The 26,115-nt window shown below is 65.4% G+C and carries 24 protein-coding genes and 1 pseudogene; 11 read left to right on the top strand and 14 right to left on the bottom strand.

The window, feature by feature from the left end:
* Positions 1 to 301: 301 nt before the first annotated feature.
* Positions 302 to 565: a hypothetical protein gene (locus V5279_RS37055; RefSeq protein ID WP_338691876.1), complete on the bottom strand. Its 264-nt coding sequence runs from the start codon at positions 563 to 565 to the stop codon at positions 302 to 304.
* A gap of 662 nt (positions 566 to 1,227) precedes the next feature.
* Between V5279_RS37055 and V5279_RS37050 the strand changes: the two genes are divergently transcribed.
* A complete protein-coding gene (locus tag V5279_RS37050) occupies positions 1,228 to 1,446 on the top strand; it encodes a hypothetical protein (RefSeq protein ID WP_338691875.1) in 219 nt (72 codons plus the stop codon).
* 346 nt (positions 1,447 to 1,792) lie between these two features.
* Here the strand turns inward: V5279_RS37050 and V5279_RS37045 are convergent, their stop codons facing one another.
* The 3 genes from V5279_RS37045 to V5279_RS37035 all read right to left on the bottom strand — a co-directional run bounded on the left by V5279_RS37045 (position 1,793) and on the right by V5279_RS37035 (position 4,908).
* Complete coding sequence (locus V5279_RS37045; protein WP_338691874.1) at positions 1,793 to 2,353, bottom strand: hypothetical protein; 561 nt, start codon at positions 2,351 to 2,353, stop codon at positions 1,793 to 1,795.
* 620 nt (positions 2,354 to 2,973) lie between these two features.
* Positions 2,974 to 3,453 (bottom strand): hypothetical protein, encoded by a 480-nt coding sequence (locus tag V5279_RS37040; protein WP_338691873.1) that lies wholly within the window; start codon positions 3,451 to 3,453, stop codon positions 2,974 to 2,976.
* A 678-nt stretch (positions 3,454 to 4,131) separates the two neighbouring features.
* Entirely contained in the window at positions 4,132 to 4,908 is a 777-nt protein-coding gene (locus tag V5279_RS37035) for a protein phosphatase CheZ (RefSeq protein ID WP_166298640.1), read from the bottom strand.
* 308 nt (positions 4,909 to 5,216) lie between these two features.
* On the opposite strand from V5279_RS37035, the gene V5279_RS37030 reads away from it, so the two are divergent.
* Entirely contained in the window at positions 5,217 to 6,017 is an 801-nt protein-coding gene (locus V5279_RS37030; protein ID WP_338691872.1) for a L,D-transpeptidase, read from the top strand.
* A gap of 164 nt (positions 6,018 to 6,181) precedes the next feature.
* Here V5279_RS37030 and V5279_RS37025 read toward each other — a convergent pair whose 3' ends face one another.
* The 7 genes from V5279_RS37025 to V5279_RS36995 form a co-directional block, all read right to left on the bottom strand.
* The gene (locus tag V5279_RS37025; protein ID WP_338691871.1) at positions 6,182 to 7,075 is read right to left on the bottom strand and encodes a DUF2076 domain-containing protein; all 894 of its coding nucleotides are present in this window, start codon (positions 7,073 to 7,075) and stop codon (positions 6,182 to 6,184) included.
* Positions 7,076 to 7,204: 129 nt separating this feature from the next.
* Entirely contained in the window at positions 7,205 to 8,047 is an 843-nt protein-coding gene (locus V5279_RS37020; RefSeq protein WP_338691870.1) for a ChbG/HpnK family deacetylase, read from the bottom strand.
* Positions 8,044 to 9,090, bottom strand: a complete 1,047-nt coding sequence (locus V5279_RS37015; RefSeq protein ID WP_166298636.1) for a glycosyltransferase family 2 protein — start codon at positions 9,088 to 9,090, stop codon at positions 8,044 to 8,046. Before V5279_RS37015 ends, V5279_RS37020 begins: the two co-directional genes overlap by 4 nt.
* Positions 9,091 to 9,229: 139 nt before the next feature.
* Entirely contained in the window at positions 9,230 to 10,207 is a 978-nt protein-coding gene (gene hisG, locus V5279_RS37010; protein ID WP_338691869.1) for an ATP phosphoribosyltransferase, read from the bottom strand.
* A complete protein-coding gene (locus V5279_RS37005) occupies positions 10,204 to 11,370 on the bottom strand; it encodes an ATP phosphoribosyltransferase regulatory subunit (protein ID WP_338691868.1) in 1,167 nt (388 codons plus the stop codon). Before V5279_RS37005 ends, hisG begins: the two co-directional genes overlap by 4 nt.
* A gap of 348 nt (positions 11,371 to 11,718) precedes the next feature.
* Positions 11,719 to 12,909 carry an integrase core domain-containing protein gene (locus V5279_RS37000; protein ID WP_166203831.1) on the bottom strand — a complete coding sequence of 397 codons (1,191 nt, stop codon included), beginning with the start codon at positions 12,907 to 12,909 and terminating at the stop codon, positions 11,719 to 11,721.
* Between the two features lie 147 nt (positions 12,910 to 13,056).
* Entirely contained in the window at positions 13,057 to 13,809 is a 753-nt protein-coding gene (locus V5279_RS36995) for a 16S rRNA (uracil(1498)-N(3))-methyltransferase (protein ID WP_338691867.1), read from the bottom strand.
* 508 nt (positions 13,810 to 14,317) lie between these two features.
* Here V5279_RS36995 and V5279_RS36990 point away from each other — a divergent pair.
* Complete coding sequence (locus V5279_RS36990; RefSeq protein ID WP_166298632.1) at positions 14,318 to 15,052, top strand: hypothetical protein; 735 nt, start codon at positions 14,318 to 14,320, stop codon at positions 15,050 to 15,052.
* Positions 15,053 to 15,077: 25 nt separating this feature from the next.
* Positions 15,078 to 16,010: a 4-hydroxybenzoate octaprenyltransferase gene (gene ubiA / locus V5279_RS36985; RefSeq protein ID WP_338691866.1), complete on the top strand. Its 933-nt coding sequence runs from the start codon at positions 15,078 to 15,080 to the stop codon at positions 16,008 to 16,010.
* Between the two features lie 722 nt (positions 16,011 to 16,732).
* On the opposite strand, the gene V5279_RS36980 is transcribed toward ubiA, so the two are convergent.
* Positions 16,733 to 17,257 carry a DUF6101 family protein gene (locus V5279_RS36980; protein WP_166298630.1) on the bottom strand — a complete coding sequence of 175 codons (525 nt, stop codon included), beginning with the start codon at positions 17,255 to 17,257 and terminating at the stop codon, positions 16,733 to 16,735.
* Positions 17,258 to 17,532: 275 nt separating this feature from the next.
* Here V5279_RS36980 and V5279_RS36975 point away from each other — a divergent pair, with 275 nt between their 5' ends.
* The 6 genes and pseudogenes from V5279_RS36975 to lpxK all read left to right on the top strand — a co-directional run bounded on the left by V5279_RS36975 (position 17,533) and on the right by lpxK (position 23,110).
* The gene (locus V5279_RS36975) at positions 17,533 to 18,927 is read left to right on the top strand and encodes a TldD/PmbA family protein (protein ID WP_338691865.1); all 1,395 of its coding nucleotides are present in this window, start codon (positions 17,533 to 17,535) and stop codon (positions 18,925 to 18,927) included.
* The gene (locus tag V5279_RS36970; protein ID WP_338691864.1) at positions 18,914 to 19,723 is read left to right on the top strand and encodes a 3'(2'),5'-bisphosphate nucleotidase CysQ; all 810 of its coding nucleotides are present in this window, start codon (positions 18,914 to 18,916) and stop codon (positions 19,721 to 19,723) included. Before V5279_RS36975 ends, V5279_RS36970 begins: the two co-directional genes overlap by 14 nt.
* Before the next feature lie 129 nt (positions 19,724 to 19,852).
* Positions 19,853 to 20,101, top strand: a complete 249-nt coding sequence (locus V5279_RS36965) for a DUF4170 domain-containing protein (protein WP_029079221.1) — start codon at positions 19,853 to 19,855, stop codon at positions 20,099 to 20,101.
* Positions 20,098 to 20,810: pseudogene (locus V5279_RS36960) on the top strand (lysophospholipid acyltransferase family protein). Before V5279_RS36965 ends, V5279_RS36960 begins: the two are co-directional and overlap by 4 nt.
* Positions 20,773 to 22,107 (top strand): 3-deoxy-D-manno-octulosonic acid transferase, encoded by a 1,335-nt coding sequence (locus V5279_RS36955; RefSeq protein ID WP_338691863.1) that lies wholly within the window; start codon positions 20,773 to 20,775, stop codon positions 22,105 to 22,107. The pseudogene V5279_RS36960 and the gene V5279_RS36955 overlap by 38 nt, the downstream one beginning before the upstream one ends.
* On the top strand, positions 22,100 to 23,110 hold the full coding sequence (gene lpxK, locus V5279_RS36950; RefSeq protein ID WP_166298625.1) for a tetraacyldisaccharide 4'-kinase: 1,011 nt from the start codon (positions 22,100 to 22,102) through the stop codon (positions 23,108 to 23,110). The genes V5279_RS36955 and lpxK overlap by 8 nt, the downstream gene beginning before the upstream one ends.
* Before the next feature lie 14 nt (positions 23,111 to 23,124).
* Here the strand turns inward: lpxK and V5279_RS36945 are convergent, their stop codons facing one another.
* Positions 23,125 to 23,352: a DUF2093 domain-containing protein gene (locus V5279_RS36945; protein ID WP_016848019.1), complete on the bottom strand. Its 228-nt coding sequence runs from the start codon at positions 23,350 to 23,352 to the stop codon at positions 23,125 to 23,127.
* Between the two features lie 187 nt (positions 23,353 to 23,539).
* Between V5279_RS36945 and V5279_RS36940 the strand changes: the two genes are divergently transcribed.
* Entirely contained in the window at positions 23,540 to 24,370 is an 831-nt protein-coding gene (locus V5279_RS36940; RefSeq protein ID WP_338691862.1) for a dienelactone hydrolase family protein, read from the top strand.
* Here the strand turns inward: V5279_RS36940 and xseA are convergent.
* Positions 24,367 to 25,992 (bottom strand): exodeoxyribonuclease VII large subunit, encoded by a 1,626-nt coding sequence (xseA, locus tag V5279_RS36935; RefSeq protein WP_338691861.1) that lies wholly within the window; start codon positions 25,990 to 25,992, stop codon positions 24,367 to 24,369. The two genes, V5279_RS36940 and xseA, sit on opposite strands and share 4 nt — an antisense overlap.
* Positions 25,993 to 26,115 lie beyond the last annotated feature (123 nt).

Below are 26,115 nucleotides of genomic sequence, written 5' to 3'. Positions count from 1 at the left end.
GAGCCTCACTCAACCGCACTGGGATGATGCGTGATGTTTCGCGGACTGAGGCGCCAGCAGTATCACACGCAATGCTGCATTTTGAGATAAGCAATGGCCCGACGATGTTGCACGTCGAGGCCATTCGGAATCAGGTCGGGCACTTCCGCCGCGCCTTCAGGTTTCTTTGAAGTCGCTGATTACCGCATCCAGCGCCGGCCCGAGGGCCGGCGTTTTCGTCTGTCTATGAACGAACTTCAGGGGGACACGGACGAACCTGGCTTGCCGTCTGCCGCCCAAAGTCGTGACCCGCAAACAGCTGCTACCGCCGCACTCCGACGCGATTGACGCCGCCATTCAAATTGCCGCCGGCGTTATGACGAACCGCAGCACGCGCCACCGGACGAGGCCTGAGCACCACGCCTGCTCTCGCCACGCAACCCACCGGATACCCGACGTACTGGCAATAAATGACGGCCTTAGCCGGTGCCGGACTGAGAGTAACACCTGCAAACCCCAGCACGAGGCTGGCCGCAATTCCCGCAACGGTCACTGATCTGGTCGAAAAAATGTTCGTCCGACACATGGTGATCCTCCTCGTCGCACGCGAACCGAAGGTGATGAAGCCGCTGCAGATGCGGCCCAACATATTGTCGGTGGCAAAGGATGAGTGATGTTGACATGGATCAACGCCGGGCGCGCCCCGTCGCCATGCGAGATCGATCCAGAGCGTGTACTCACAAATTCGTCGCGTCCGCCTTGGTCTCGTAAGCTGACATTGAAGCCGGCATCGCTGGATGTCGGCCCTGGGCCATTTCCGGACTCTTGCATCGCAAGAAGTCCCCCAAAAATGACGCGCCAATCTAATCGTCCGCCCGGAGTGGCACTTGCTACTTGCAGCCGCGGCAAATCGTAAGCTTGCCCTTTAGCTTGTCATCTTCCCCGGGATCGACCGATTGCTGCCCAGAGACACGATCTGCTTCTTGATTGAGTTTGGGCTGCTTTGCCCGGCGCGACCTGACGGGGCGTGTCGTCCGGCTTGACGTGTCATTGTCGTCGTCGATGCCGACGCTAAAGCCATCGTAATCGGGGGCCGGCTTGGCCGACGGCGGCGACCTGTCGATCACTTGTGCTGGCGAAACACTGTCGGACCCTGACGGCGTGTGCTCGACAGTGGCAGATCGTGGGGCGGTGGTGTGTGGCGGCACATCTTTAGCGGCTCGGGGCGGCACCGGACCCTTGGCTCCCTTGGCGGTCGCCGTCGGCGGCGGAACGTCATCCGTCGCCCGTGACGAACCAACATTGCTCTTTGCCGATGGTGTGGGACTTTCGGCCGCCGCCCGCGGCGGCGACACGCTGGGTGCCGCCATCGGCGGCCAAACGCTGTTGGTCGCGGCCGGAGATGCCGACCCCTCATTCGACGGAGACGGCGGCGCAAGCGAAAGCGGCGGGGACAGCGACGTCTGACATCTCGCGCTGTCGTGTGACCAAACTCCCGCCGCCAATAAACCAAGGGCAAACAGCGTAGCGTTTTTCATTGCCGTCCTGCAAATCACTTGGACAAAAGAATTGATTGCGTGACTCTTGTAGCCACGCTTCGGCGAAAATTTCCACATCTGACATGGCGATCAAAATTGACGGAAGTGGGGAGGCAGGGGCGGTTGCATGCGCGCTTCGGTCCGCTTGGGGCTTTAGGCCACCCTCGTTATCGGGCCCAATGTCTGCCTGGGCCAAAACCGGAAGTGACACCGCGCCGCATTCTAAATCGAGGCGTTGTTGCGGGACAAGACGTCGATGATCACTGCATCGACGGTCACCATTCGTCGTAGAACCACTCCCTTGGGATTCGAGGCCGCAATCTTGCGTACGGTGGCTGAGACGTCCGCTCGGGCTTGCGCACGGCCGGAGCCGGCTGTGTCGGAGGCGGTAACGCCCTCTGCTCAGAAGCCTTCGCGAGCGCCCGTTTCATTTCTTCCTGGCTCGCCTTGAGTTCCTCAATGGCCTTGGAGTTCTCGCGGGCCATTTGTTGCTGGTCCGCCTTCAGCTGTTCGATATTTCGCTCCATATTTGCGAGGTCGCGCGCGATCGTTTGCAGCAACTGCGTCTGATCGGGAAGGGCTGTGTTGGCTGTCGGCGCGGCGTCCTGCGGCGGTGCGGTTTGAACCATGGGCGTCGCTTGGGGCGGAGCGGCGTCCGCCGCGGCGACCTGAACGGTGGGTGGAGCGGGCCGCGCCGTGAGCGGCGGATCATCAGGCGGCAATGATGGAGTTGAGACAAGCTGCGGCGCCCAACGGGCAGCAATCAGCTTGGCTTCCCCACCATAAGACGACTGCAAAGCCAGGGCAGCGATAACGATACAGGCTGCCAGCGACAAGCCGGCGAGGGCTCGGAACGCCGGCCTTCCAGGCGGCGATTGCGAGCCAAGCGCGGAAGAGGCAGGGCTAGGCCCGGAAGAAGCAGGGTTAGTTCCGGCCGTAGGGGGGTTAGGTTGCGCCGAAGGTGGGGACGCGGCATCGCGTTCCATTCTTGCAAGCTGTTCACTCAAACGCGTGAGCTCTTCATCGGCGCGCGCGATTTGCTTGCGGGCTTCCGCGAGTCTTTCGTCGGCGGGCGCGGTCAGGCTATCGTTCGATTCAACTGCGTTCGGAGTGGGTGTGGAGTTCACTGACGTTTCCCTTTCCGTCCAATGTCACCCAAGCATGCCGACCCGGCTATCCGTTAGGGTCGATCAGCCCCCAGCACTCCCGTCAGTTTTGTCCAAAGAATGGCCGGATGAAAGCGCGCTTGAGGTCTCGTGATAATAGAGCGGGATACCGGCCCGGGCCTAGCCGGAGGTCAGGTGCGCTCGGGGTCACAAGCCGCCGATGACGATCGATCCCGGCGAGTTCTGCCTCGTAGTTGGAAGCCGACGCTATGAGTACACGTCCTGGTCCGTCATGAAGATCAAGAGGGCGGCTCAAGGAGCCGCCCTCGTGCGGTGCCGTTGCGCCGCTTTCACTGGCAGACGTACATGTTCCCGTCAGGCATTTTCGTCATCGTACCGGGTTCGCAGGCGATACCATTGGCGGCCTTGTAGTCTGCCCATCCGGAATAACCGTAATACGGACTGACCCGTTGATAGGCTCGTGCCGGATAGTAAGGCTGGCCAAAGCGGGGATCCGTCTGGGCGGCATATGCATCGGTCCAATTGTTTGTGCCCCAGCCGGAATAGGCCGCCGTGGTAGCGGCCGCCGTGGCGACCGCCGCCGTAGCGGCGACCCCCGCGCCAACCCCGTATCCATACGCAGCGCGCCGGGTTTGGCGACGCGCAACGCCTGCGACGCTCATGGGCGTCAGCGGTCGGCCCACACGCGCCTGGGCGCTTTCGACTGACGCCGAAACGCCGCCCCGCTCAGACCAGGTGATGGAGAACAGTGTCGCACAAGCGAAAGTCGAGAGCGCAATTGCAATATTTCTGACCATTCTTTGCGTCATGTTCAATCTCCAGCGTTGAGTACTCCGGTGGCTCCCCCCAATCAGTGATCCGATAACGAGGCGTACGGCATCGCTCGAGAGAAGCCAGCTTGCCCTCGTCGGATGCGCGCGGCGAGTGGCCGCGAACCTGTCTGTGTGCTTGTGGAAGTACAAAACCCGCTCGGGGGCGACCGGATTCACTCCGGAAGTCCCATGCAACCGGCACCAAATGTTGGCTTCCGGCATACGCATGACAATTTCCCTCAGACACAGTATGCGTCCGCGACAGCAAACCTGCCAGTCAATTTCCAAGAGTCGCAATTTCCAAGTGTCGCAATTGGCACAAACTGCATGCTGTCGTGACAGAGGTTCTGACTAATGCGTCACCTCGCATTCAATCCATGCTGCAATGACGGTGCATCTCATCCCCTTGTGGGAGAGGTCGGATCGCATCGATAGATGCGATCCGGGTGAGGGGTCTGTTTCCGCGAGTGAATCTCTTCGATCTGAGTGCGTGGAGAGAGACCCCTCATCCGGCGCCATAGCCGATGCGAAGCATCGGCGTTTCAAAAGACGGCGGCCGGAAGGCCGCCTATGCCACCTTCTCCCACAAGGGGAGAAGGGAAGAAGGGTCGCCGCCAGCCCGAATAAAAAACGCCGGCCCGAAGGCCGGCGTTTTTTATTCGGATCCGACAAATCTCAGTTGAACATCGCGTCGATGTCGTCCTGCGAGGCGTGGCCGGCGTCGCCGTCGAGCTTCGGGCCGTTGAGCAGGCGGGCGTCGCCCTCGCGAGTGTCGACAACAGGCGGGACGTGCGTCTTGATGGCGTCGACTCCGCCCCAAATGTTCATCATCTCGTTGATGTGCTGCTCGATGAACTTCATCGTCTGCATCACCTTGTTGATGCGCTGGCCGGTGAGGTCCTGGAAGTTGCAGGCCTCGAAGATCGAGACCACGCGTTCCTGGATATCCTCGCTGAGCCGCCTCTGCTGGTCGGGGGTGACGTTGTTGGCGAGCGCCGACGCGGCCTGGTCGATCGCCTCGACAGCCTCGAGGATCTGCTGGGTGGCCTGTTCGGTGCCGCCGACCACGGCGCCGAGCTCGCCATTGACCTTGGCCATCTCCTCGCCGTTGAAGCTCTTGCCGTGCAGCACGGCGATCTCGCGCTTGGTGCGGCTGATCGCGTCGTGGATCAGGTCGAGCTCGACCTTGAGCTTCTCGCACTGTTCGACCTGGGCGCGATAGGTCTCGAGCATCTTATGCGTCTCGGCGACCTCGCGGGCCACGATGGAATCGACGCTGTCGGCGGTGCGCTGCGCCGGTGCTGCGGCCATCTGGGCGCGGATCGAGCGAAGCTCGGCCATGATCTCGCGATGCATCGGACCAAGATCGGCGCCGCCGATGGCCTCCGGCTCCGCCATCACCACTTCGCCCATCGCCTGCTCGACACGAAAACGCTTGCGCTTCACTGACATGATTTCATTCCCGCCCCTTCACTGAGGTCCGTTCTAGCGAGAGGTGATTTAACGTCAGGTTCACGCGGAACAATTTGCGCGCACGGCGCGCGGCGGCCAGCGCTACCGGCGATTAACCATGTTGCCGCGGCGTTCACGCAAAATAAACGCTACCCGGCAAAACCGCGCGCTATTGCCGGGATGGTGAATCGAAACCGCCGATCCGTTTACCAAACCGATGCGGTTTTCATTGCTTATTGACCACGTGCAACGGCGCTCGTCGCGCCCTCGCGCATCACCTCACGACGAAACCAGTACAGAGTACGTCGATGTTCAGGAAAACCACGCTTGCGCTGCTTGCCGGCGCCTCTTCTCTTATTGCCGTCCCTCATCACGCCATGGCGATCGACGCGGTGTCGCCCGCCGAGCCCACCGTGATCTACGCCAACCAGGGCGCGCCGCAGCCGCCGATGCGCACCGCCTATGTGCAGCCGCAGCGCTCCAGCATGGGCGGCGGCTTCATCGAATTCCTGTTCGGCGATGCTCCGTCGTCGCAGGGATATTCGCCGCAGATGTATCAGCAGCAGCCGGGCTATTACGGCAACCGCCTGCCGCCGATGGATCCGCAGCAGCAGATGATCCGCCAGCAGGAAGAGGCCGCGGGCGATCCGGCGCAGCGTCCGTTCGATACGCGATATGAAAAACAGCTGGTCGACTATCACGGCAAGGAAGGCGTCGGCACCATCGTGGTCGATACGCCGAACAAGTTCCTCTATCTGGTGCAGGGCGATGGCCGTGCGATGCGCTACGGCATCGGCGTCGGCCGGCCCGGCTTCACCTGGGCCGGCGTCAAGACGATCTCGGCCAAGAAGGAGTGGCCGGCCTGGACGCCGCCGCCGGAAATGCTGGCGCGCCGCCCCGATCTACCACGGCACATGGAGGGCGGGCCGGAGAATCCGCTCGGCGCACGCGCGATGTATCTCGGCTCCTCGCTGTACCGCATTCACGGCTCCAACGAGCCCTGGACCATCGGCACCAACGTGTCGTCGGGCTGCATCCGGATGCGCAACGAGGACGTCATCGACCTCTACGGCCGCGTCAATGTCGGCGCCAAGGTCGTCGTGATGTGAGATTGTCTGCGTAGCCCGGATGCAGCACAGCGTAATCCGGGACAGTTGTGCAAGCTGAGAGATTTCCCCGGATTTCGCTTCGCTGCATCCGGGCTACGGATTGATCAAAATAAAACGGCCGCTCGATGAGAGCGGCCGTTTGCGTTTAGACGACGCGCACGCGCTTACGCGTAGTTGCTGTCATCGCTTCCGCCGTCGAATCCGCCGTCATCATCGTCATCATTGTCGAAGCCGTCGGAATCGTGGTCGGTGTTGTAGTTGTCGTCGTTGCTGTTGTTGCTGTTGTTGCTGTTGTTCGAGGCCTGGTCGAACAGGCCTGAGCGCGAGCTGGAATTGTCGTTGCCGCGGCCGGATGAACCGACGTCGTTGATCCCGGCGTCACGTGCGAGGTCGCTCGACGACTGGTCGCCGCCCCAGGGACGCGAACCGCTGCCCAGGCCGCCGGCATCGGCCAGCGACTGATGGCTGCCGCCACCCATCATGCCGCGGATGCTGGAGAGCAGCAGCCCGCCGCCGACCACACCGGCCGCGGCTGCAGCCGCCGTGCCGAGGAACGAGCCGCCGCCGCTACCGGGAGTGCCGCCGCCGAAGGCCGGGGGCTGCGGGCCGCCGTAAGGCTGGCCGTATTGGCCCTGGCCGTATTGCTGCGGCGGCTGGCCGTAGTTCTGGCCGTAGCCGCCCGCCTGCTGCGTCGCCTGGCCCGAGTTCCAGACCGGGCGGCTGCCGCCGATATCGGGGGCGCGGACCGGGGGCACCGAGCCGTGCGGCTGGCCCTGTCCGAAGATCGCGTCGCGCATCGAATCGAGGAAGCCGCCGCCTTGCTGCTGTGCACCCTGCTGCTGGCCGACCGCGGCCTCGAGCTCCTGGATGCGATCATGGGCGCGCTTCAACGCCTCGTCCTGCACCAATGCGGTCTGTACCAGCGCGTAGACTGCATTCGGCGCGCTGCGCAGGCCCTGTATGATCGCAGACATGGCCTCGCTGTCGCGCGGGGCATTCTCCAGCTTGGCGAGCCGGTCGAAGAGATCGTCGATCAGTTGGCGTTCTTGCGGTGTCATGGCGTTCTCCATCGCGTCGATCGAATCGCCGCGCCCGAGATGTAGGACGGGCTTTGTGGCGCAAGGAGTGGGGGGCCGAATTAAATTTATGTATGCGACAATACGACCGTCGGTTTTTTCTGAACCCTGTCAGGCCAGTGTAACTTTATTCAGGGCGAGCAGGGCCGGGAAATCGTCGCCTGCCAGATAGGCATGTTCGGTCTCGCGCTGCGTCGTCAGCGGGTCGAGGTTTTTCAGCGTGTCATCGACGAAACCGGGATGGCACATCACGAGGCCGCCGTCGGGCATGCCATCCAGAAAGCCGCGCATCAGTGCCGCGAAATCATGCTCGCGCATGAAATCATAGGCACCGGCGAAGGCCGGATTGAACGTCAGGCCGGCGCGGGTCGCTTTCGCCCGGAATTGCGTGCTGAGCACGTTCAGCACCAGAGCCTTCGGCCCGACCAGCCGTGCCAGCGGACCGTCGCGTCCGCACTGCCGCACCCAGGCCTGCGGCGCGCGCTCCTTCACCGCGCGCAGGAAGCCGTCGCGCACCTGCGGGAACAGCTGCGCATGCTGGTGACCGTCGACGAAATCGGGCGCGCGGCCGAACAGGTCGTGGAAGGCGTCGAGCTGCGCCAGCACCTCGGCATGCACGAGCTCGGCATCCAACCGCCGCATCAGCCCGGCGCGCAACAGTTTTGCGAACGGCAGGAACATGTCGCCGTCGAGCGGGCGGAAATGCATCGTCAGCGGCCGGAACGGCGCGGTCAGCGTCACATGCAGCCCGATCGCGCAGCGCGGGCTGTTCGCGACCGAAGCCTGCAACGCGGCCGCAGCCTCGCGGCCGATCGCGGGCGTCACCGTCATCACCGAGGTTGCGTTGAGGCGGCCGCGCTCGATCAGGTCGCGGATCGCGCGGTTGACGCCGTCACTCAGGCCGTAATCGTCAGCACACAGCCAGATCCGGCGTGGCGCAGCGGCATCGCTCATTCGGCGGCGGTCCGCTCGGCGGCGCTTTGCGCCGCGCCGCCGTCGGCGTGCTTCTCGGTGTGCTCGGCGACGAAGTAGATCGGCCGCGCCTTCAATTCGGAGAGGATCTTGCCGATATATTCGCCGACGATGCCGATCATGATCAGCTGCACGCCGCCGATCGTCATCACGCCGATCATCAGCGACGGATAGCCGGGAACCTGCTTGCCGGTAGTCAACACTTCCCAGAGGATCGAGAGACCGAACAGGAAGGCCGCGCCCGCGAGCAGCGCGCCGAGCAGGCTGGCGAAGCGCAGCGGCGCCACCGAGAACGAGGTCAGGCCTTCGATCGACAGGCCGATCAGCCGGCCGGCATTGAAGGTGGTGACGCCATGCGCGCGCGGCGCCGGCTCGTAGTCGACGCGGATCTGCCTGAAGCCGATCCAGCTCGCGAGCCCCTTGAAGAAGCGGTTGCGTTCCGGCAATTGCCGCAGCGCCGCGGCCGCGCGCGGCGACAGCAGGCGGAAGTCGCCGGCATCCTCCGGGATCTTCTGCCGCGCGCCCCAGTTGATCAGCGCGTAGAAGCCGCGCCCGGCCAGCCGCCGGAACGCCGATTCATTGTCGCGATGCGCCTTCGCCGTGTAGACGACGTCGTAGCCGTCATCGATCCAGTGTGCGACCAGCTGCTCCACCAGCGTGGGCGGATGCTGGCCGTCGCCGTCCATGAACAGCACCGCGCCGCGGCGGGCGTGGTCGAGGCCGGCCATCAGCGCCGCCTCCTTGCCGAAATTGCGCGACAGCGACACCACCTGCAGGTCCAGCCCATCGGCGGGCAGGCCGCGGGCGATGGCGAGCGTGCTGTCGGCGCTGCCGTCGTCGACATAGACCACTTCGCAAGGAAGCCCGTAGCGGGCGCGCAGCGACTTGGCGAGATCGATCAGCCGCTGGTGCAGCGCCGCAAGCCCGGCGGCCTCGTTGTAGACGGGCACGACGATGGACAGACCCTGCGCGGCGGCGGTCTTGGCGGTTGTGGTCAGGCTGGAAACGTCAGAGCCCAGCATCATCGGTCAGGTTCCAGAACTAAGCGCGTTTTCGAGCGAAGCGGACATCCGGCTCGCGTGAGGAAAACACGTCAAACAAGAGAGCTTGAACAGAATATGGTACCGCGGGGCAGCTGTCGCCAAGATGAATGGCCTTGCCGGCTCATTGTCGCAGGAACGCCTCGAGCCTGGCGAAGAGCGGGTTCTCGCGGTCGAACACATAGTCCAGCGACACCACCGACACGGTTTCCGCGCCGTGGTCGCGCAGGAAGCTGCCGAGCGCGTAGAGCTTGCCCGGTGGGCAGTGCAGCGTAAGCATGCCCGACGAGGTCGGCCCCCCGAACGGGGCGACCACGCCGAAACGGTGATGCGCCTCGGAGAGCAGCGCATCGTTGCAGCCGGCAAAGCGGGTGCGGACCTCGCGATACTTGCTGGCACGGGCGCGCGCGGCGATGTGGTCGAGGATGACGCGCGCGGTCTCGCGGGCGCCGGTCGACCAGTCGGCATCCCGCGACGCCACCAGATTGGCCTGGCTGCGCAGCATGACGCCGTCGTCGAGCACCTTGAGCCCGTTGGCGGCGAGCGTCGCCCCGGTCGTGGTGATGTCGACGATCAATTCCGCGGTGCCGGCCGCGGGCGCGCCCTCGGTGGCGCCGGAGCTCTCGACGATGCGGTAGTCGCCGACGCCGTGCTTGGCGAAAAAGCCGCGCGTCAGATTGATGTATTTGGTCGCCACCCGCATACGGTGATTGTGCTGCTCGCGGAAGCCGGAGGCGACGTCGTCGAGGTCGGCCATGGTGCGGACGTCGATCCAGGCCTGCGGCACCGCGACCACGACATTGGCATAGCCGAAGCCGAGGCCTTCGATCATCAGCACGCGCTTGTCGGCATCCGGAATGCTCTCGCGCACCAGGTCCTCGCCGGTGACACCCAGATGCACGGAACCGCGCGCCAGATTGGCCGCGATCTCGCTCGCCGAGAGATAGGCGATCTCGACATTGTCGACGCCTGAGATGGTGCCGCGATAGTCGCGCGCGCCCCCGGCCTTCGACAGCGTCAGCCCGGCGCGGGCGAAGAAGCCTTCCGCGTTTTCCTGCAGGCGTCCCTTGGAGGGGACGGCGACGACGAACGGCGTGCTCATGGGGCGCCTCCGCGGCCGGCGGCCTTGCCATGCCGGGTCATCGCCTCGATCCAGACCGAGAAGCCGACCGCCGGGATCGGGCTCGCCGAGCCGAGCTGCGTCATCAGCCCATCGTAGCGGCCGCCCGCGACCAGCGGCTCGGCGCCGTTGCCCTTGGCGTGCAGCTCGAACTCAAAGCCGGTGTAGTAGTCGAGGCCGCGGCCGAACGCGGTCGAGAACCGCGTCTTCCTGGTGTCGATGCCGCGCGCCGCCATGAAGCCGACCCGGCTCTCGAACTGGTCGATCGCGGCGGCAAGATTCAGCTTCGCGTCGTCGGCCAGCGTGCGCAGCTGCGCCACCGCGTCGTCGGGATCGCCGGATATCGCAAGGAAGCGCTTGATGATGGCGACCGCGTCGCGCGGCAGCGCGCCGGCCTTCAGCGTCGATTGCTCGAGGAAGCGGTCGGCGATCTCGGCGACCGTGCGTCCTCCGACATTGGTGGTGCCGGCGATCGACATCAGATCGGTGACCAGCGCCAGCGCCGCCTTGCGGTCGGAGCCGGCCAGAGCTGCGAGCACGCCCTCATATTCGTTGCGGCCCGGCGCGGTCGCGAGGGTCAGCTGCTCGATGTCGTCGGTCAGCGAAACCTTGCGGTTGAAATCCTTGATCAGCCGGCGCCGCCACACCGGGTAGAGCTCGAGCGCATCAATCAACGCATTGAACAGCGCGACGTCGCCGGTGCGGATTTCGACATCGCTCAAGCCAAACGCCGTGGTCGCCTCCAGTGCCAGCGCCAGCATCTCGGCATCGGCCGCGGCGCGGTCCTGCCGCCCGAACGATTCGATGCCGGCCTGCAGGAACTGGCTGGGCTGGCCGCCGCGATAGCGGAACACCGGCCCGAGATAGCTGAAGCCCGCCGGCTGGCCGGCCCTGTTGGAGGCGAGGTAGTCGCGCGCCACCGGGATCGTGAGGTCCGGACGCAGGCAGAGCTCCTCGCCGCTCGGGTCGGTCGTCAGATACAGGCTCTTGCGGATGTCTTCGCCCGAGAGGTCGAGGAACGGCTCGGCCGGCTGCAGGATCGCCGGCTCGGACCTGAGATACCCAGCCTGCGCGAACGAGGCCAGCAACGCATTCGCCCAGTCGGCGGATCCGGCGGCGGATCGTGGTGCGGCAGCTTCGGTCATCTCAGTGTCCAATTCGCCCCGAAATCGCGGTTCCAGAGCGGGTTCCATGGGTGGTGTTGGCGGAGCCCTTAGCATGGTCGGCCCGGGCTTTCGACAGGGATCGGCCAAGTGGCTTAATGATTGGGTTCGTTAACGATTTTGCGACGGCTTGGCTAGGGAAAGATGTTTTCCTTCATCCTGGCTACGCGCTGCGGCACGGGCGGTCCACCTCTCCCGCTTGCGGGGGGAGGTCGGATTGCATCGGAGATGCAATCCGGGTGGGGCTCTCTCCACTCAAAGAATCTCGTTGTGTGTTCAACCGGCATGATTCCCGACATTTTGGACCGGCATGATCCCCGACAGTTTGGGTTAAGCGGTCTGTTCGCCCGGTTCGCGCAGCCCCTCACGAGGCGGAGCGAACCGGGTGAACAGGCCGCGGCGGTCGATGAGACCGACGTCGAGGTCGCAGAAGCGGACGACGTGGTCACCGGTATCGAGTTCGGCGATGCCGACAAGTTCGTTCACCAGCGCCTGACCGATAAAGACGAACTTGCCTTTCCATTTAATCTCCCCATTGCCGCGAACACGGCGGGCCTGGTGATCGGCGTCATACCAGGGGTCTTGCTCGCGATCCGGCATGGTGCGTTGAGATGCTCGATAGGCGTCCTCCGGCGGCCGTTGGCCCAGCGCTTCGTGAGGACGTTCCTTATTGTAATGCTCTCGGAAGGCGTCAAAGCGGGCCTGTTGCTCGGACGCATTATCTGCCGGTGGGCTCGATGTTTGCGCCTTCAAGGTGCGATGCATGCGCTCATGGCGACCGTTCTCCTGCGGCGAGGCCGGACGGATGAAGTGCGGCGTAATGCCGAGCTTCAGCCACCAGACCGACAATGTGGTGAGACCGCCGGCGCCGCGCGAGCCGAACGGCGAACCATTGTCGCAGCGGATTGCCCGCGGCAGGCCATGCTCGCGGAAAGCCCTCTCGAAGCGGGGGCGGACGCCCTCGGTCGTCGGTGCGACGATCTGCAGTTCGATCAGGAAGCGACTGTGGCTGTCAGCCACCGTCAACGGATCAATCCGGCACTGGTCGCGGGTGCGGAACCAACCCTTGAAGTCCACGCTCCACTCGTCGTTCGGCTCCTGCACCGGCGTGCAGGGACGCCGCTGGTCGAGCGGACGGCGGCGGCGCTTCACCGGCGAGATCAGCCCCGCGCGCTTGAGAATGCTCCCAATCGTCGACGCCGCCGGCCAATCGATCTCCGGCGCCTGGCGGTCAAGCAGGGCGAGCAGCTTGCGCGGTCCCAGATAGGGAAAGCGCTGCCGAGCCGCGATCACCTTCTCTGCAATCGCCGCATCGGTCGTTTGTCGGCATTGCTGCGGCGCGTGCGAACGGTCCCTGAACCACTCCGGATCGCCGCTCTGCTTCCGCTGGCGCCATGCGTAAAACGTGTCGCGGCAGATACCGTGACGGCGGCACAACTCCGACACGCTCCAGTTCCCGCTCTCGTACTCCATAAGCATCCGGATACGCTCTTCCATCCGACTGGTCTCTCTGAACGGCATCGTCGGGCCCTCCCGCCGATGCTTCTAGAAACCTGTCGGCAATCATGCCGGTCTAAACTGTCGGGTATCTATCCGGTCTGTACCGCGGCGAGACCCCCACCCCAACCCTCCCCCGCAAGCGGGAGAGGGGGCGCAGTCCCTTCTTGGCTACGAGTTCGCCCCCCAATCCCCGAGCGCCGCCTGCACCAGGGCCAGTGCGGCGACGGCAGCGGTGTCGGCGCGCAGGATGCGCGGGCCGAGCGCGAGACGGAGGATGCTGGGCTGGCGCAGCAGCAGGGCGCGCTCCTCCTCGGCAAAGCCGCCTTCCGGGCCGATCAGAACATCGATCCCGGCCTTCGTGGCCGTTGCCGCCTGCAGCGCCTGCACCGGGTTCGCGACCTCGGCGGCCTCGTCGCAGAACACCAGCAGGCGCGCCTGGTCGCGCCCCGCGAGGAAACGTTCCAGCGGGAGCGGATCGGCGACCTCGGCGAGCGAGATGATCCCGCACTGCTCGGCGGCCTCGACCACATTGGCGCGCATCCGCTCGCCATTGACCCGCGACACCTGGGTGAAGCGTGTCAGCACCGGCACCAGCCGCGCCGCGCCCATCTCGACCGCCTTCTGCACCATGTAGTCGAGCCGCGCATGCTTCAGCGGCGCGAACACGTAAGCGACGTCGGGCAGGCGGTCTTGCGCGCGGGTCTGCGTGATGATCGCGAGTGTATCGGGCCGCTTACGGCCACCAATCTCGGCGCGCCATTCGCCGTCGTGGCCGTTGAACACCAGCACGCTGTCGCCGGCGCCAAGCCGCAGCACATTGCCGAGATAGTTGCTCTGGTCGCGTTCGAGCGCGACGGTCGCGCCGGCGCCAAGCGGCGCATCGACAAACAGGCGGGGGCTGCGAAAATCGAGTTCGGGCATGTCCGATTCTGGACCGCGCTTTAGCCCAAAAGGCAAGGCGGCCTTATTGCTCCGTGGCAAATTTACCAAGCTGAGCAAGACCGTAGTCCCGCGGACTCGTCAGGAACTCGCCGACCAGCGTAGTAAGGACCTGTCGACGTATTGCTTCTGTTACCAAGTCATTGGTTAAGTTCTTAAGTCCAAAGTTCTTAAGTCCAAGGGGTCGCTTGCACGCGGCCCCTTTTGCTTTTCAGTCACCTCTGCGCGGCGTGGGGTCGCAAATCCAGACTGTGGCATGACCGAAAATCGGGATCAGGTATATTTGATGGTCCGGTTTTACCGCCGTTCGTAGCCTAAAGGCTTATAAACGAGGAACAATTTAATGTGGCCGGCGTGGCCCTACGCCGCGCTGTCGCCCAAATCGACGGGTTGTTAAGGCGCCACAGGAATCGTAAAACGCCCCCAAATTGGTTGCTTCGTTTTTGTTGCGCTGGGGTTGCCTGGACCTTTTGCCGGAGAGACACCCTCGATGATCCGCCGCCTGATCGTGCTGACCGTTGCCGCGACCGCCCTGTCTGTGGGGCAGGCCGCTGCCCAGAGCGCCTTTCCGGCTCCGCTGCCCAATCAGGCCGGCAAGGCTGGCACCGCGTCCGATCCGGCGTTTCCGCCGGTCAATGGTATGCGTCCAAGCCAGGCCGGAACCGCCTCGGATTCCGCATTCCCGCCGGTTAATGGCGCGCCGGCAGCCAGGGTCGGCGCGGCGCCGTCGGCGTTCCCGAGCAATGGTGCGGCGCCCATAGCCGGTGGCGGGTTGTCCTCGCCGCCGCCTCCGCCGAGCGAGGCGGGTGGCGCCAGCGAGGCCTGCATGAAGAATTTCGTGCCGCTGCGTGAGGAAGCTGAGAAGCGCGGCAAGGCGATCAAGGCCGCGAGCGATCGCCACGCCAGCCCGCAGGAGGCCTGCAAGCTGATCGGCAATTACAGCCAGGCCGAGGTCAAGATGATCAAATATGTCGATACCAACGCGGCCAAGTGCGGAATTCCGCCGCAGATCGCCAACCAGCTCAAGGACGGCCACAAGAACACGGAAGCGCTGCTGAAGAAGGTCTGCAATGTCGCAGAGCAGGCGGCGGCGCAGCCGCGCGGCCCCGCTGGGCCGTCGCTGAGCGACGTGCTGGGTTCGTCCGCTTCGCTGCCCGAAGCGACCCCGACCAAGAAGGGCGGCAGCACCTTCGACACGCTGAACGGCAACGTCCTCACCCGATAAGGGACCGCCCGATGATCGACTGCTCATGAGCGATGTCTCCGCCCGCGTTGCCGACTCCACAGGCAACTGGGTGGACACCCATGCGCCGGTCTGGTCGCGACCCTATCTGCGGCTTGCGCGCTACGACCGGCCGATCGGCTCCTGGCTGCTATTGATGCCGTGCTGGTGGTCGGCTGCGCTCGCCGCTGGCGTCGCGCATGATGTCCGCTCGCTGCCGCTCGTCGTGCTGCTGTTCTTCATCGGCGCCTTCGTGATGCGCGGCGCGGGCTGCACCTGGAACGACATCACCGATCGCGATCTCGACGCCAAGGTCGAGCGCACGCGGTCGCGGCCGATCCCGGCCGGGCAGGTGACGGTGACGCAGGCGGTCGTCTTCATGGTGCTGCAGGCGCTGATCGGGCTTGCGGTGCTGTTGCAGTTCAACCGCTTTGCGGTAATGACCGGCATCGCTTCGCTTCTGATCGTTGCGATCTACCCGTTCATGAAGCGGATCACCTGGTGGCCGCAGGTCGTGCTCGGCCTCGCCTTCTCCTACGGCGCGCTGATGGGATTTGCGGTGACGCTCGAACGCATCGATGCAACGGCGATTGCGCTCTATGCCGGATCGATCGCCTGGGTGATCGCCTACGACACCATCTACGCCCACCAGGACGCCGAGGATGACGCGCTGATCGGCGTCAAATCCACCGCGCGCCTGTTCGGCGCACGCACCCACCGCGCGCTGGTGATCTTCTATGGTCTCGCCGTGCTGCTGATCGGCGCGGCGTTCGCGCTCGCGGGCGCACGCTGGCCGGCCTGGATCGGCCTTGCCGCATTTGCGCTGCATCTCGCCTGGCAGGTCCGCCGGCTCGACACCAGCGATCCCGCGCTCTGCCTGCGCATCTTCAAGTCCAACCGCGACGCCGGCTTCATCCTGTTCGCGAGCCTGGTCGTCGATGCGGTGATGCGGGCGGGGTGACGCACATCCCTCGTCATTCCCCGGTGCGCAATTGCGCGACGGGGAGTGACGAGTGAGGTGAGCACGCTACTCAGGCTCCCTCTCCCACGCAACCGGGGTTTACCCCGGTTGCGCATCATTGATTTGCGCAAGTCGGGCAGGCCCGACTTGCGATGGGAGAGGTGGGGAGAGGGGTGGCCCCGGGCGAGATGATCGAAGTGAAACTCGCACGCGCAATTCGACCGCGTGTCGTGCGTGCTCGATCGAGTGGAGAGAGCTTGCCGTGTGGCACCCCTCTCCCTAACCCTCTCCCGCAAGGGAAGAGGGAACCCTTCCGCCGGTGCGTTCCTCACGCGCGTGTGCCACCGAGTTGCCCGACGGCGCAAGCCCCGCAGCAAAAATAATTCGCTTTATCAGAAATGCAACGCGGTGTATGGTTCGCCGGTCTCACCCGATCGAGGGGCGGCTCGCGATCGTCGCGAACGCGGTGTGGGATGCGGTGGACGCTGATCATGCAAGCGACGAAGCATGTGAAGCGGACGGGTGTCATCGCCCGGCTCGACCGGGCGATCCAGTACGCCGCGGCCTATCGTTTCAATCGCTGCGTCTCTGGAATACTGGATCACCCGCATGCGCGGGTGATGACACCGCGATGCTTGAAATGCAGATCCGAACTGCAACGACGCGTTATCCCTGCTTGCACAACAGCGATGGTGAATGGCGTGGAGCGCTGTGAAACGACCTCAATTCCGCGCGATGATCTCGCGCTCGTCGCGATGCACGCTGGCTTCGTTGAGCTGGACGCCGGCGCGGCGGCGGACCAGGAATTTCGGGCGGCGGGCGCGGATCGCGTTGCGGCGACGGCGGCGCGCCGCCGGCTGGCGCGGCGCCGGCTCGGTCAGTTGCGGGAGACGGAAGATGTCGCTCCACATCTGCCAGGCGGACGTGATCTCCTCGGCATCCGAACTGGTGCCGAGCGGAATGGAGAGCGCGGGATCGCGGTGAACCAGCACCAGCATCTGCGCGTCGTCGATGCCGCGCAACGCGACGCCGAGGAAATCGCTGACGCGAACATTGACCGCCATCCGCATGCCGAGAACGGCACGGCGCAGCACGACATGTTCGCGATGAAGCTCGACCTGCCGCGTGCCGCCATCCGCGCGCGCATCCTGCGCGTGGAAAGAGAGCGGAAGGGAAAGAGGGTCGAGCCGCAACGCGCAGCTCGACCCGGCGGAATTGATTCCGCTTGTTGGTGTTTGACGCCTCAAAGCCTTATCTCCCCGCCGGGATTATGTTCCCGGTCGATGTGTGAGAGCCTAGCCGAGCGATGGCCGTTTCGGCTTAAAAAGCCTGGTTAACCCATCCTCACCTGGCGCCATGATTGACAAGAGGTTGGCCCGCATGATTGACGAAGCGTTGCGCCGATCACTCAAATCTTTGTTGCCCGCCGGTGCAAAGTGCTTGAAATCCCTGTGAATCCTGCACATCTGGTGGGTCTGTCGACCTCGTTCCGGGCCTCCCCTCAATCCGCAGGAATTCGTTCGTGAACCCTTCACCATCTGCATCGTCGTCGCGACACGGCGATTCCACCGATCTGTTCGACCAATCCGGCCTCAGCGACCTCGCGCATCGTCTCGTCGAGGCCGCGAGGCGCGCCGGCGCGGACGCGGCCGATGCGATCGCGGTCCGCGGCGTCTCGCAAGGCGTCGAGGTGCGCGACGGCCGCGTCGAGGAAACCGAGCGCTCCGAAGGCGATGACGTGGGGTTGCGGGTGTTCGTCGGCCAGCGCCAGGCGGTGGTGTCAACCAACGATATCAGCGGCGACGGGATCGCAAAGCTTGCGGAGCGTGCGGTGGCGATGGCGCGCGTGGCGCCCGACGACAAATATGTCGGTCTGGCCGATCCTGCGCTCCACGCGCATGATTTCCCCGATCTCGATCTGCTCGATCGCAAGGTCCCGACCACGGCCGAGCTCGAGCAGCGTGCCATCGAGGCGGAGGCTGCGGCGCTCGCGGTCAAGGGCGTCAGCAAGTCCGGCGGTGCGTCGGCCTCGACCGGGATCGGCGGCATGGTGCTGGTGACGTCGACCGGCTTTCACGGCTCCTATTTGCGCTCCAGCCACGGCATCTCGACGACCGCGATTTCCGGTGAGGGCACCGGCATGGAGCGCGACTATGATTTCACCAGCGCGCCGCATGGGTCCGATCTCGATTCACCCGCTTCCGTCGGCCGCAAGGCCGGCGAGCGCGCAGTGGCACGGTCGAATCCGCGCAAGGTCGAGACCTGCAAGGTGCCCGTCGTGTTCGATCCGCGGGTTGCCGGCTCGATCGTCGGCCATCTGGTCGGCTCCATCAACGGCGCCTCGATCGCGCGCAAGACCAGCTTCCTGAAGGACAAGCTCGGCGAGCAGCTGTTCTCCAAAGATATCCGCATCATCGACGATCCCCTGCGCGTACGCGGCCTGCGCTCGCAGACCTTCGATGCCGAAGGCGTCAAGGTGAAGCGAACGGCGCTGATCGACGAGGGCGTGCTGACCACCTGGGTGCTGGACTCGGCGACCGCGCGCGAGCTCGGCCTGGTCACGACGGGACATGCGCATCGCGGCGTGTCGTCCTCGCCGTCGCCCGGCACCTACAATCTGCATCTCGAGCCCGGTGCGGTGACGCCGAAGGAGCTGATCTCCGACATCAAGCAGGGCTTCTACGTCACCGACCTGATTGGTTCCGGCGTCAACGGCGTGACCGGCGACTACAGCCGCGGCGCGTCCGGCTTCTGGATCGAGAACGGCGAGATCACCTATCCGGTCAGCGAAGTGACCATCGCCGGGCATCTGCTGCCGATGTTCAAGTCGCTGGTCGCCGCCAACGATCTGGAATTCCGCTACGGCGTCAATTCACCGACGCTGCGCATCGAGGGCCTGACGCTTGGCGGACGCTGATACGGACGACTGGACCAAGGCGCGCGATGCTGCCTTGCTGACCCGGTCGGTGCAGGAGGCTGGTCGGCTCGCGCTGTCGCTGTTCCGCACCGAATTGAAGAACTGGACCAAGGGCGCGTCCTCGCCGGTCTCCGAGGCCGACATCGCGGTCAATGACCTGCTGGAGCAGCAGCTGCGTTCGGCAACGCCAGCCTATGGCTGGCTGTCGGAGGAAAGCGCCGACAACACGGCCCGGCTCGGCAAGCGCTTCACCTGGATCGTCGATCCGATCGACGGCACCCGCGCCTATCTCGCCGGCCGCGAGGACTGGTGCGTCAGTGTGGCGCTGGTTGAAAATGCAGCTCCGGTGCTCGCGGCGGTGTATGCGCCGGTGAGCGAGGAATTCTTCTTTGCCGCCCGCGGGCAGGGGGCGACGCTGAACGATAGCGCCGTGCATGCAACCGCAGGCACTGAATTCGATTTCCCCCGCATGGCCGGACCGAAGCCGCTGGTGCAGCGGCTCAGCCCGACATCGGACGAGATCACGCTGTTTCCGCGGATCGGATCGCTGGCGCTTCGGTTGTGCCGTGTAGCACAAGGTCGACTTGACGCCGCCTTTGCGGGCGGGCAAAGCCGCGACTGGGATCTTGCCGCCGCGAATTTGATCGTGCAGGAAGCGGATGGTAAGATGACCGCGCTCTCGGGGGAAGCGATTGAGTACAATCGCCGGGAGGTGACGCATGGGGTGCTGGTGGCAGCAGGACGCGAACGTCATGCACGCATTGTCGAGCATTTTCGCAACCGTCCATTGCCGTGAGACCCCGCCGATCCGCGCCGTTCCTCCGATTGTGACCAGACGTTACGACAGACTTGTTACGACAGACCTGTGACGACCAGACTTGTGACGACCACGACTTTGCCGGGCATCTCGTTAGGAAAAACCATCATGTCAGACAATGCCCAGCCGCAGCTGCTCCACCTCGTCATCGGCGGCGAGTTGACCGATCTCGAGCACAACACCTTCAAGAACCTGGACGAAGTCGAGATCGTCGGCGTCTATCCGAACTATGCGACCGCGCATGCGGCCTGGAAGGCGAAGGCGCAGCAGACCGTGGACAACGCCCAGATGCGCTATTTCGTCGTTCACCTCCACCGGTTGCTCGATCCTGAGCAGGACGCAAAGCACTCCCATTGAAACGACTACTTCGCGATCTGCTGCGCAGCGGCTTCGTGCAGCGCGTGCTGGGTGTGCTTGCGGCCGAGTATCTGCGGCTGGTCTGGCACACCAACCGCTTCAGCTACCAGCCGCCTGACGTGTATGGGATCGTCGAGCCCTTGATGCCGCGATCTTCGTGTTCTGGCACGGCCAGCACTTCATGACGCCGTTCATCAAGACCAAGGAGAGCTACCGCGCCAAGGTGCTGATCTCCCGCCACCGCGACGGCGAGTTCAACGCGCTGGCGGTGGAGCGGCTCGGGATCGGCACGATCAGAGGTTCCGGCGACCATTCCGGCGCGTTCCATCGCAAGGGCGGTGTCGGCGCTTTCCTGGAGATGGTTCGGACGCTGGAAGACGGCTGCAACATGGCGACCACGGCCGACGTGCCGAAGCGGGCGCGGGTGGCGGGTCTCGGGGCCATCATGCTGGCGCGGGAGAGCGGCCGGCCGATCATCCCCTTTGCGATGGTCACCAGCCGATTCATCCGGTTGAAAAACTGGGATTCGACCACCATCAATTTGCCATTCGGGCGCGGCGCAGTGGTAGGTATTGAGCCGGTCTATGTGCCGCCCGATGCCGATGCCGCGACGATGGAGAAGCTTCGGCAGCACGTGGAGAACCTTCTCAACGAAGCGACCCGACGCGCCTATGCAGCCGTCGGGCGGCCGGAGGCAACGCTTGGCTAGCTCGCTACCGATGACGTTGCGTGTGTACCGCAAGCTGTCGTCCGCGATGGTGCCGCTCGCGCCTGCCCTGATCAAGCGGCGGCTCAAGCTCGGCAAGGAAGATCCCGAGCGCGTCGGCGAGCGGCGCGGCATGAGCGCCGATGTCAGGCCGCAGGGGCCGCTGGTGTGGATCCACGGCGCCAGCGTCGGCGAGGTGCTGGCGGCGGCAGGGCTGATCGAGCGGTTGCGCGCGCTCAATTTGCGCATCCTGCTCACCTCGGGCACGGTGACCTCGGCCGCGATCGTGGCCAAGCGCTTCCCGCCCGACGTGATCCACCAATATGTGCCGTACGACTCGCCGCGCTATGTCACGCGTTTCCTCGATCACTGGCATCCGTCGCTGGCGCTGTTCATCGAGTCCGACCTGTGGCCGAACCTGATCCTGTCGTGCGCGGCGCGTCGGTTGCCGATGGTCTTGATCAACGGGCGGATGTCGCAGCGCTCGTTCCCGCGCTGGCGCCGGGTCTCCAACACCATCGGGGCGCTGCTTGGACGCTTCGATATCTGCCTCGCGCAGTCGAACACCGACGCCGAGCGTTTTGCCGCGCTCGGCAGCCCCAATGTCGTCGTCACCGGCAACCTCAAGCTCGACGTCGCGGCGCCGCCGGCCGATCCCGCCGAGCTGGAGCGGCTGATGTCGGTGACGCGCGGCCGCCCGATCGTGGTCGCCGCCTCGACCCATCCGGGTGAGGAAGAAATCCTGATCGAGGCGCACAAATCGCTCGCCGGCTTCTTCCCCGGGCTGCTCACGGTGATCGTGCCGCGGCACGCCGCGCGCGGCGAGGCGGTGGCGCGGCTGGTGACGGAGGCTGGCCTGCGCCCCGGCATGCGCTCGCATGAGGACCTGCCGGTTGCGACCACCGATATCTACGTCGCCGACACAATGGGCGAGCTCGGCCTGTTCTACCGGCTGGCGCCGATCGTGTTCATGGGCGGCTCGCTGGTTGCGCATGGCGGCCAGAATCCGATCGAGGCGATCAAGCTTGGCGCTGCGATCGTGCACGGTCCGCACGTCTTCAATTTCACCGACGTCTATGACGCGCTCGATCGTGCCGGCGGCGCGCGGCGCGCCGACGATCGCGAGGCGCTGGTCAAGCAGCTTGGCCAGTTCCTCGCCGATCCCGCGGCGCGCGACACCTCGCTGGGTGCCTCCGAGCGCGTCGTCGAACAACTCGGTGGTGCGCTGGAGCGCACGGTGACCGCTCTCGAGCCCTATCTGTTGCAGTTGCGGCTCGAGATGGGAGCCGCCAATGCGTGAGCCGGCCTTTTGGCACCGGCCGTCGTCCTGGATATCGCAACTGTTGAGACCGCTTGCCGCGCTGTACGGCGCGGTGGCCGCGCGGCGCATGCAGCGCGCCGGCATCGACGCCGGCATCCCCGTGCTTTGCGTCGGCAATTACCACGTCGGCGGCGCCGGCAAGACGCCGACCGTGCTGGCGCTGGCAAAACTGCTGCGCGAGCTCGACGAACGGCCGGTCGTGCTCAGCCGCGGTTATGGCGGCAGGCTTGCCGGCCCGGTCAAGGTCGATTCCGACAGCCACACCGCGGCAGATGTCGGCGACGAGCCGCTGATGATGGCGGCGAGCCTGCCGGTCGTGGTGTCGCGCGACCGCGCCGCGGGTCTGGCGCTGGCGCGGGCGCAGAACGCCAGCGTGATCCTGATGGATGACGGCTTCCAGAACCCGTCGGTCGCGAAGGATTGCTGCCTGATCGTGGTCGACGGCACGCGCGGCATCGGCAACGGCCGCGTCATTCCGGCCGGACCGTTGCGCGCGCCGCTGCCGCCGCAGCTGGAGCGGACCGACGCGCTGATCGTGGTCGGCGAGGGGCGTGCGGCGCAGGACATCGCGGCCGAGATCGCCTCCCGCGGCAAGCCGGTGCTGCCGGCGCATCTGACGCCGGACGCGGCTTCGCTGGCGGCGCTGCGCGGCACGCGTGCGCTCGCCTTTGCCGGCATCGGCGATCCCGCGCGCTTCTTCAATTCGCTGCGGTCGAGCGGCGTCGATGTCGTGCGCAGCAGGGCTTTCGCCGATCACCACGCCTTCACGAAGGACGAGATCGATCAGCTCGTCGCTGATGCCCGAGATAATGGCCTGACGCTGGTGACGACGGAGAAGGATTTCGCGCGCCTGCGCGGCACCGATGCGGCGAAGACGATCGTGCCGTTCGCGGTGACGTTGCAATTCGCCGACGTTGGCGCGCTGCGGCGCCTGGTGGCCGATCAGCTGTTCAAGGCGCGGGACAGGAGGCTGCGCAAGTGAACCTGGCCTCGAGCTTAGGCCTGCGGCTTGAGCACGCCGGGATGGTGGCGCTGCAGCACGGCGGTCGGGGTGGCGTAGGCCTCCTGCAGGTCGACGCTCCAGTACTTCAACTCGTCGAGCGGAATCCGGACATCGGTGATCGCACAACGCACGAAGGTGCCGGGCGAGATCACGCGGAAATCGCCGTCAAGATATTGCACCTGCGCTTCGCCATGGCCCGAGGGACCGAACTTGTTCAGCACGATTGAGCTCTCCGCCTTGCCTCTGACGAGGCAGCCTTAAATGTTCATGAAGCCGTCTATCACAGATAGGCGGGCATGTCCGCCCGTTAAACCACCGACTTGTGATGATTTGGCGGCGGAAGCGCATGGTAGCGTTGCACGCGTGGTTCGCCGCGTTTGCAGCGCCATGACGAGCCGGCCGGATCGGATGCGCCTCAAGTCAGTTTTCATGTGTCTCGCGATGCTTGCCGCGCCGGCTGCGGCCGCAGCGCCGCTCCCGGCTCCGCATCAGGTCGAGATTCCAGATGGCAATGTCACGCTGCACGCGCAGCTCTACCGGCCTGATGGCGACGGACCGTTCCCGACGGTCATCGCGCTGCATGGCTGCGGCGGTCTCGCTGGCCGTTCCGAGCAGGTTGCACCGCGCTATCGCGACTGGGCCGAACAGCTGCTGACCGCCGGCCACGCGGTGCTGCTGCCGGACAGCTACGGTTCGCGCGAGCTTGGTCCGCAGTGCCGCATCAGGGAGCATCAGGTTCAGACCCGCCGCGCGCGGGTCGCCGACATCAATGCGGCGCGGCAGTGGCTGGTGCAGCAGAAATGGGTCGCCAAGAGCCGCATCAGCCTGATCGGCTGGGGCAATGGCGCGGCCGCCTTGCTGTGGGCGGTGCGGCCGCAGCTAGGGTCGCGCAATGCCGAGCCGGATTTCCGCTCGGCGGTCGCGTTCTATCCGGATTGCCGCGCCTCGTTCGGTCTCGGCTGGAGCGCGCGGGTGCCGACGCTGGTGTTGATCGGCGCGCGCGACGATGTCACATCGCCATCGGCCTGCCACCAGATGGTCGAGGCCGCGCATGGCCGCAGCGCGCTGGCGCGGATCGTGGTCTATCCCGAGGCGTATCACGACTTCGACCGCGCTAACCTGCCGCTGCACGCGGTCGCGGCCTCCGATGCCGACATCGCCGAGCGCGGTCACATCGGCACCGATACCGACGCGCGCAAGGACGCGCAGAAGCAAGTCGCCGAGTGGCTGGCGCGCTAAAACAAGCTGCCCTGATCGACCGGCTTTGCGACCCGCTTCGGCGCAGCAGGTTTTGCCTCGCGCGGCTGCGGCTTGCCCTGGCTCTCGGGCGCCACCGTCGCCGGCGGCTGATCGGCATTCACGGTGGCGGCGACGCGGCCATCGGCGAATTCGATCGACAGGCCGGCATTCGGGCCGACCGCCGCGGCGGAATGCAGTGCGTGGCCCTGATCGTCGCGCACCAGCGCAAAGCCGCGCGCCAGCACGCCGCGATAGGACAGCGCCGACAGCAGCTGGCCGCGATGGACGACCCGCGCCTCCAGCCGCTGCATCGTCGTCAGCAGTGCGCGCCGGGCGCGTTCGGCGAGACGGTGGGTGCGCTCGAGATCGCGCGCGATCGCGTTGCGTTGGGCCTTGGCATTGGCGAGCTTCGAGGCCTTGAGCCGGATCTCGAGCCCGCCAAAACGCTCGCGCCGGCGATGCAGCAGCGCGCGCGCCGACAGCGTGATGCGTTCGCCGGAGGCGGTGAGCCGCTGCCTGGCATGCGCGACCTGCCCGCGCAGCACGCCGATGGTGAGCCGGGAGCTCGTCGCGGCAAAGCGGCGGAAATGCGCGTGCGTATTGGCCTTCAGCCCGCGCGGCAGCCCGGCTCCGAGATGATCGAGCCGTTGCCGCGGGATCGCCAGCAGCTCGTTCGCCGCCGGCAGCGCACGCGCGGCGGCGCGCAGCTCGGTGCGGCGGGCCTCCTGGGCCCGCTGCCAGCACACCATGGTGCGGCGGGCGAGGCTTTCGACCTCGACGAACAGCTCGCTGCGCACCGGCACCGCCATTTCGGCGGCGGCGGTCGGCGTTGGGGCGCGCTTGTCGGCGACGAAGTCGATCAGCGTGATATCGGTTTCATGGCCGACCGCCGAGATCAGCGGGATATGGCTCTCCGCCGCAGCGCGGACCACGATCTCCTCGTTGAACGACCAGAGGTCCTCCAGCGAGCCGCCGCCACGTGCGACGATCAACAGATCAGGCCGGGGAATCCTGCCGCCTTCCGGCAGCGCGTTGAAGCCGCGGATCGCGGCCGCGACCTGTTCGGCCGAGCCGTCGCCCTGCACCTTGACCGGCCAGACCAGCACGCGGCGGGGAAAGCGGTCCTCGAGGCGATGCAGGATGTCGCGGATCACCGCGCCGGTCGGCGAGGTGACGACGCCGATCACCTCGGGCAGCCACGGCAGCAGCTGCTTGCGCGCCTCGTCGAACAGGCCTTCGGCCGCGAGCTTCTTCTTGCGTTCCTCCATCAGCGCCATCAGCGCGCCGACGCCGGCCGGTTCCAGCGAGTCGATGACGATTTGGTACTTCGAGGAGTTCGGATAGGTGGTCAGCTTGCCGGTGGCGATGACCTCAAGCCCTTCCTGCGGCTTGAAGCGCATCCGGGCGTGGGCGAACTTCCAGATCACGGCCTCGATCTTGGCGTTCTCGTCCTTCAGCGCGAAATAGCAGTGGCCGGAGGAGTGCGGGCCGCGAAAGCCGGAAATCTCGCCGCGGACGCGGACATGGCCGAACCGGTCCTCCACCGTCCGCTTCAGGGCGGAGGAGAGTTCCGAGACGGTGAATTCAGGCGCGTTGACGAGATTAGGCGCGGCAGCAGTCATTTGCAGGTGATTCGGCTGTTTGTGAGCTTCAACGCAACGTAGGGACTTTTGCCCGACATCGCCAATCCGAGGGCTTGTTTGTCCATATACTCTGTGATACAGAGTTCTCTGCATAAAGCCGAT

This window comes from Bradyrhizobium sp. 26S5 (assembly GCF_036923295.1).
Taxonomy (GTDB): domain Bacteria; phylum Pseudomonadota; class Alphaproteobacteria; order Rhizobiales; family Xanthobacteraceae; genus Bradyrhizobium; species Bradyrhizobium septentrionale.
The sequence above is the reverse complement of the archived record's forward strand: the minus strand, read 5'-3'. Positions and strand labels throughout refer to the sequence as shown.

Bases quoted from the DNA above. Each gene is read 5' to 3' on its own strand.
- V5279_RS37055 (WP_338691876.1), bottom strand. From the start codon at position 565: ATGTGTCGGACGAACATTTTTTCGACCAGATCAGTGACCGTTGCGGGA.
- V5279_RS37040 (WP_338691873.1), bottom strand. From the start codon at position 3,453: ATGACGCAAAGAATGGTCAGAAATATTGCAATTGCGCTCTCGACTTTC.
- V5279_RS37035 (WP_166298640.1), bottom strand. From the start codon at position 4,908: ATGTCAGTGAAGCGCAAGCGTTTTCGTGTCGAGCAGGCGATGGGCGAA.
- V5279_RS37030 (WP_338691872.1), top strand. From the start codon at position 5,217: ATGTTCAGGAAAACCACGCTTGCGCTGCTTGCCGGCGCCTCTTCTCTT.
- V5279_RS37025 (WP_338691871.1), bottom strand. From the start codon at position 7,075: ATGACACCGCAAGAACGCCAACTGATCGACGATCTCTTCGACCGGCTC.
- V5279_RS37020 (WP_338691870.1), bottom strand. From the start codon at position 8,047: ATGAGCGATGCCGCTGCGCCACGCCGGATCTGGCTGTGTGCTGACGAT.
- V5279_RS37015 (WP_166298636.1), bottom strand. From the start codon at position 9,090: ATGATGCTGGGCTCTGACGTTTCCAGCCTGACCACAACCGCCAAGACC.
- hisG (WP_338691869.1), bottom strand. From the start codon at position 10,207: ATGAGCACGCCGTTCGTCGTCGCCGTCCCCTCCAAGGGACGCCTGCAG.
- V5279_RS37005 (WP_338691868.1), bottom strand. From the start codon at position 11,370: ATGACCGAAGCTGCCGCACCACGATCCGCCGCCGGATCCGCCGACTGG.
- V5279_RS37000 (WP_166203831.1), bottom strand. From the start codon at position 12,909: ATGCCGTTCAGAGAGACCAGTCGGATGGAAGAGCGTATCCGGATGCTT.
- V5279_RS36995 (WP_338691867.1), bottom strand. From the start codon at position 13,809: ATGCCCGAACTCGATTTTCGCAGCCCCCGCCTGTTTGTCGATGCGCCG.
- V5279_RS36990 (WP_166298632.1), top strand. From the start codon at position 14,318: ATGATCCGCCGCCTGATCGTGCTGACCGTTGCCGCGACCGCCCTGTCT.
- ubiA (WP_338691866.1), top strand. From the start codon at position 15,078: ATGAGCGATGTCTCCGCCCGCGTTGCCGACTCCACAGGCAACTGGGTG.
- V5279_RS36965 (WP_029079221.1), top strand. From the start codon at position 19,853: ATGTCAGACAATGCCCAGCCGCAGCTGCTCCACCTCGTCATCGGCGGC.
- V5279_RS36955 (WP_338691863.1), top strand. From the start codon at position 20,773: ATGCAGCCGTCGGGCGGCCGGAGGCAACGCTTGGCTAGCTCGCTACCG.
- lpxK (WP_166298625.1), top strand. From the start codon at position 22,100: ATGCGTGAGCCGGCCTTTTGGCACCGGCCGTCGTCCTGGATATCGCAA.
- V5279_RS36940 (WP_338691862.1), top strand. From the start codon at position 23,540: ATGCGCCTCAAGTCAGTTTTCATGTGTCTCGCGATGCTTGCCGCGCCG.
- xseA (WP_338691861.1), bottom strand. From the start codon at position 25,992: ATGACTGCTGCCGCGCCTAATCTCGTCAACGCGCCTGAATTCACCGTC.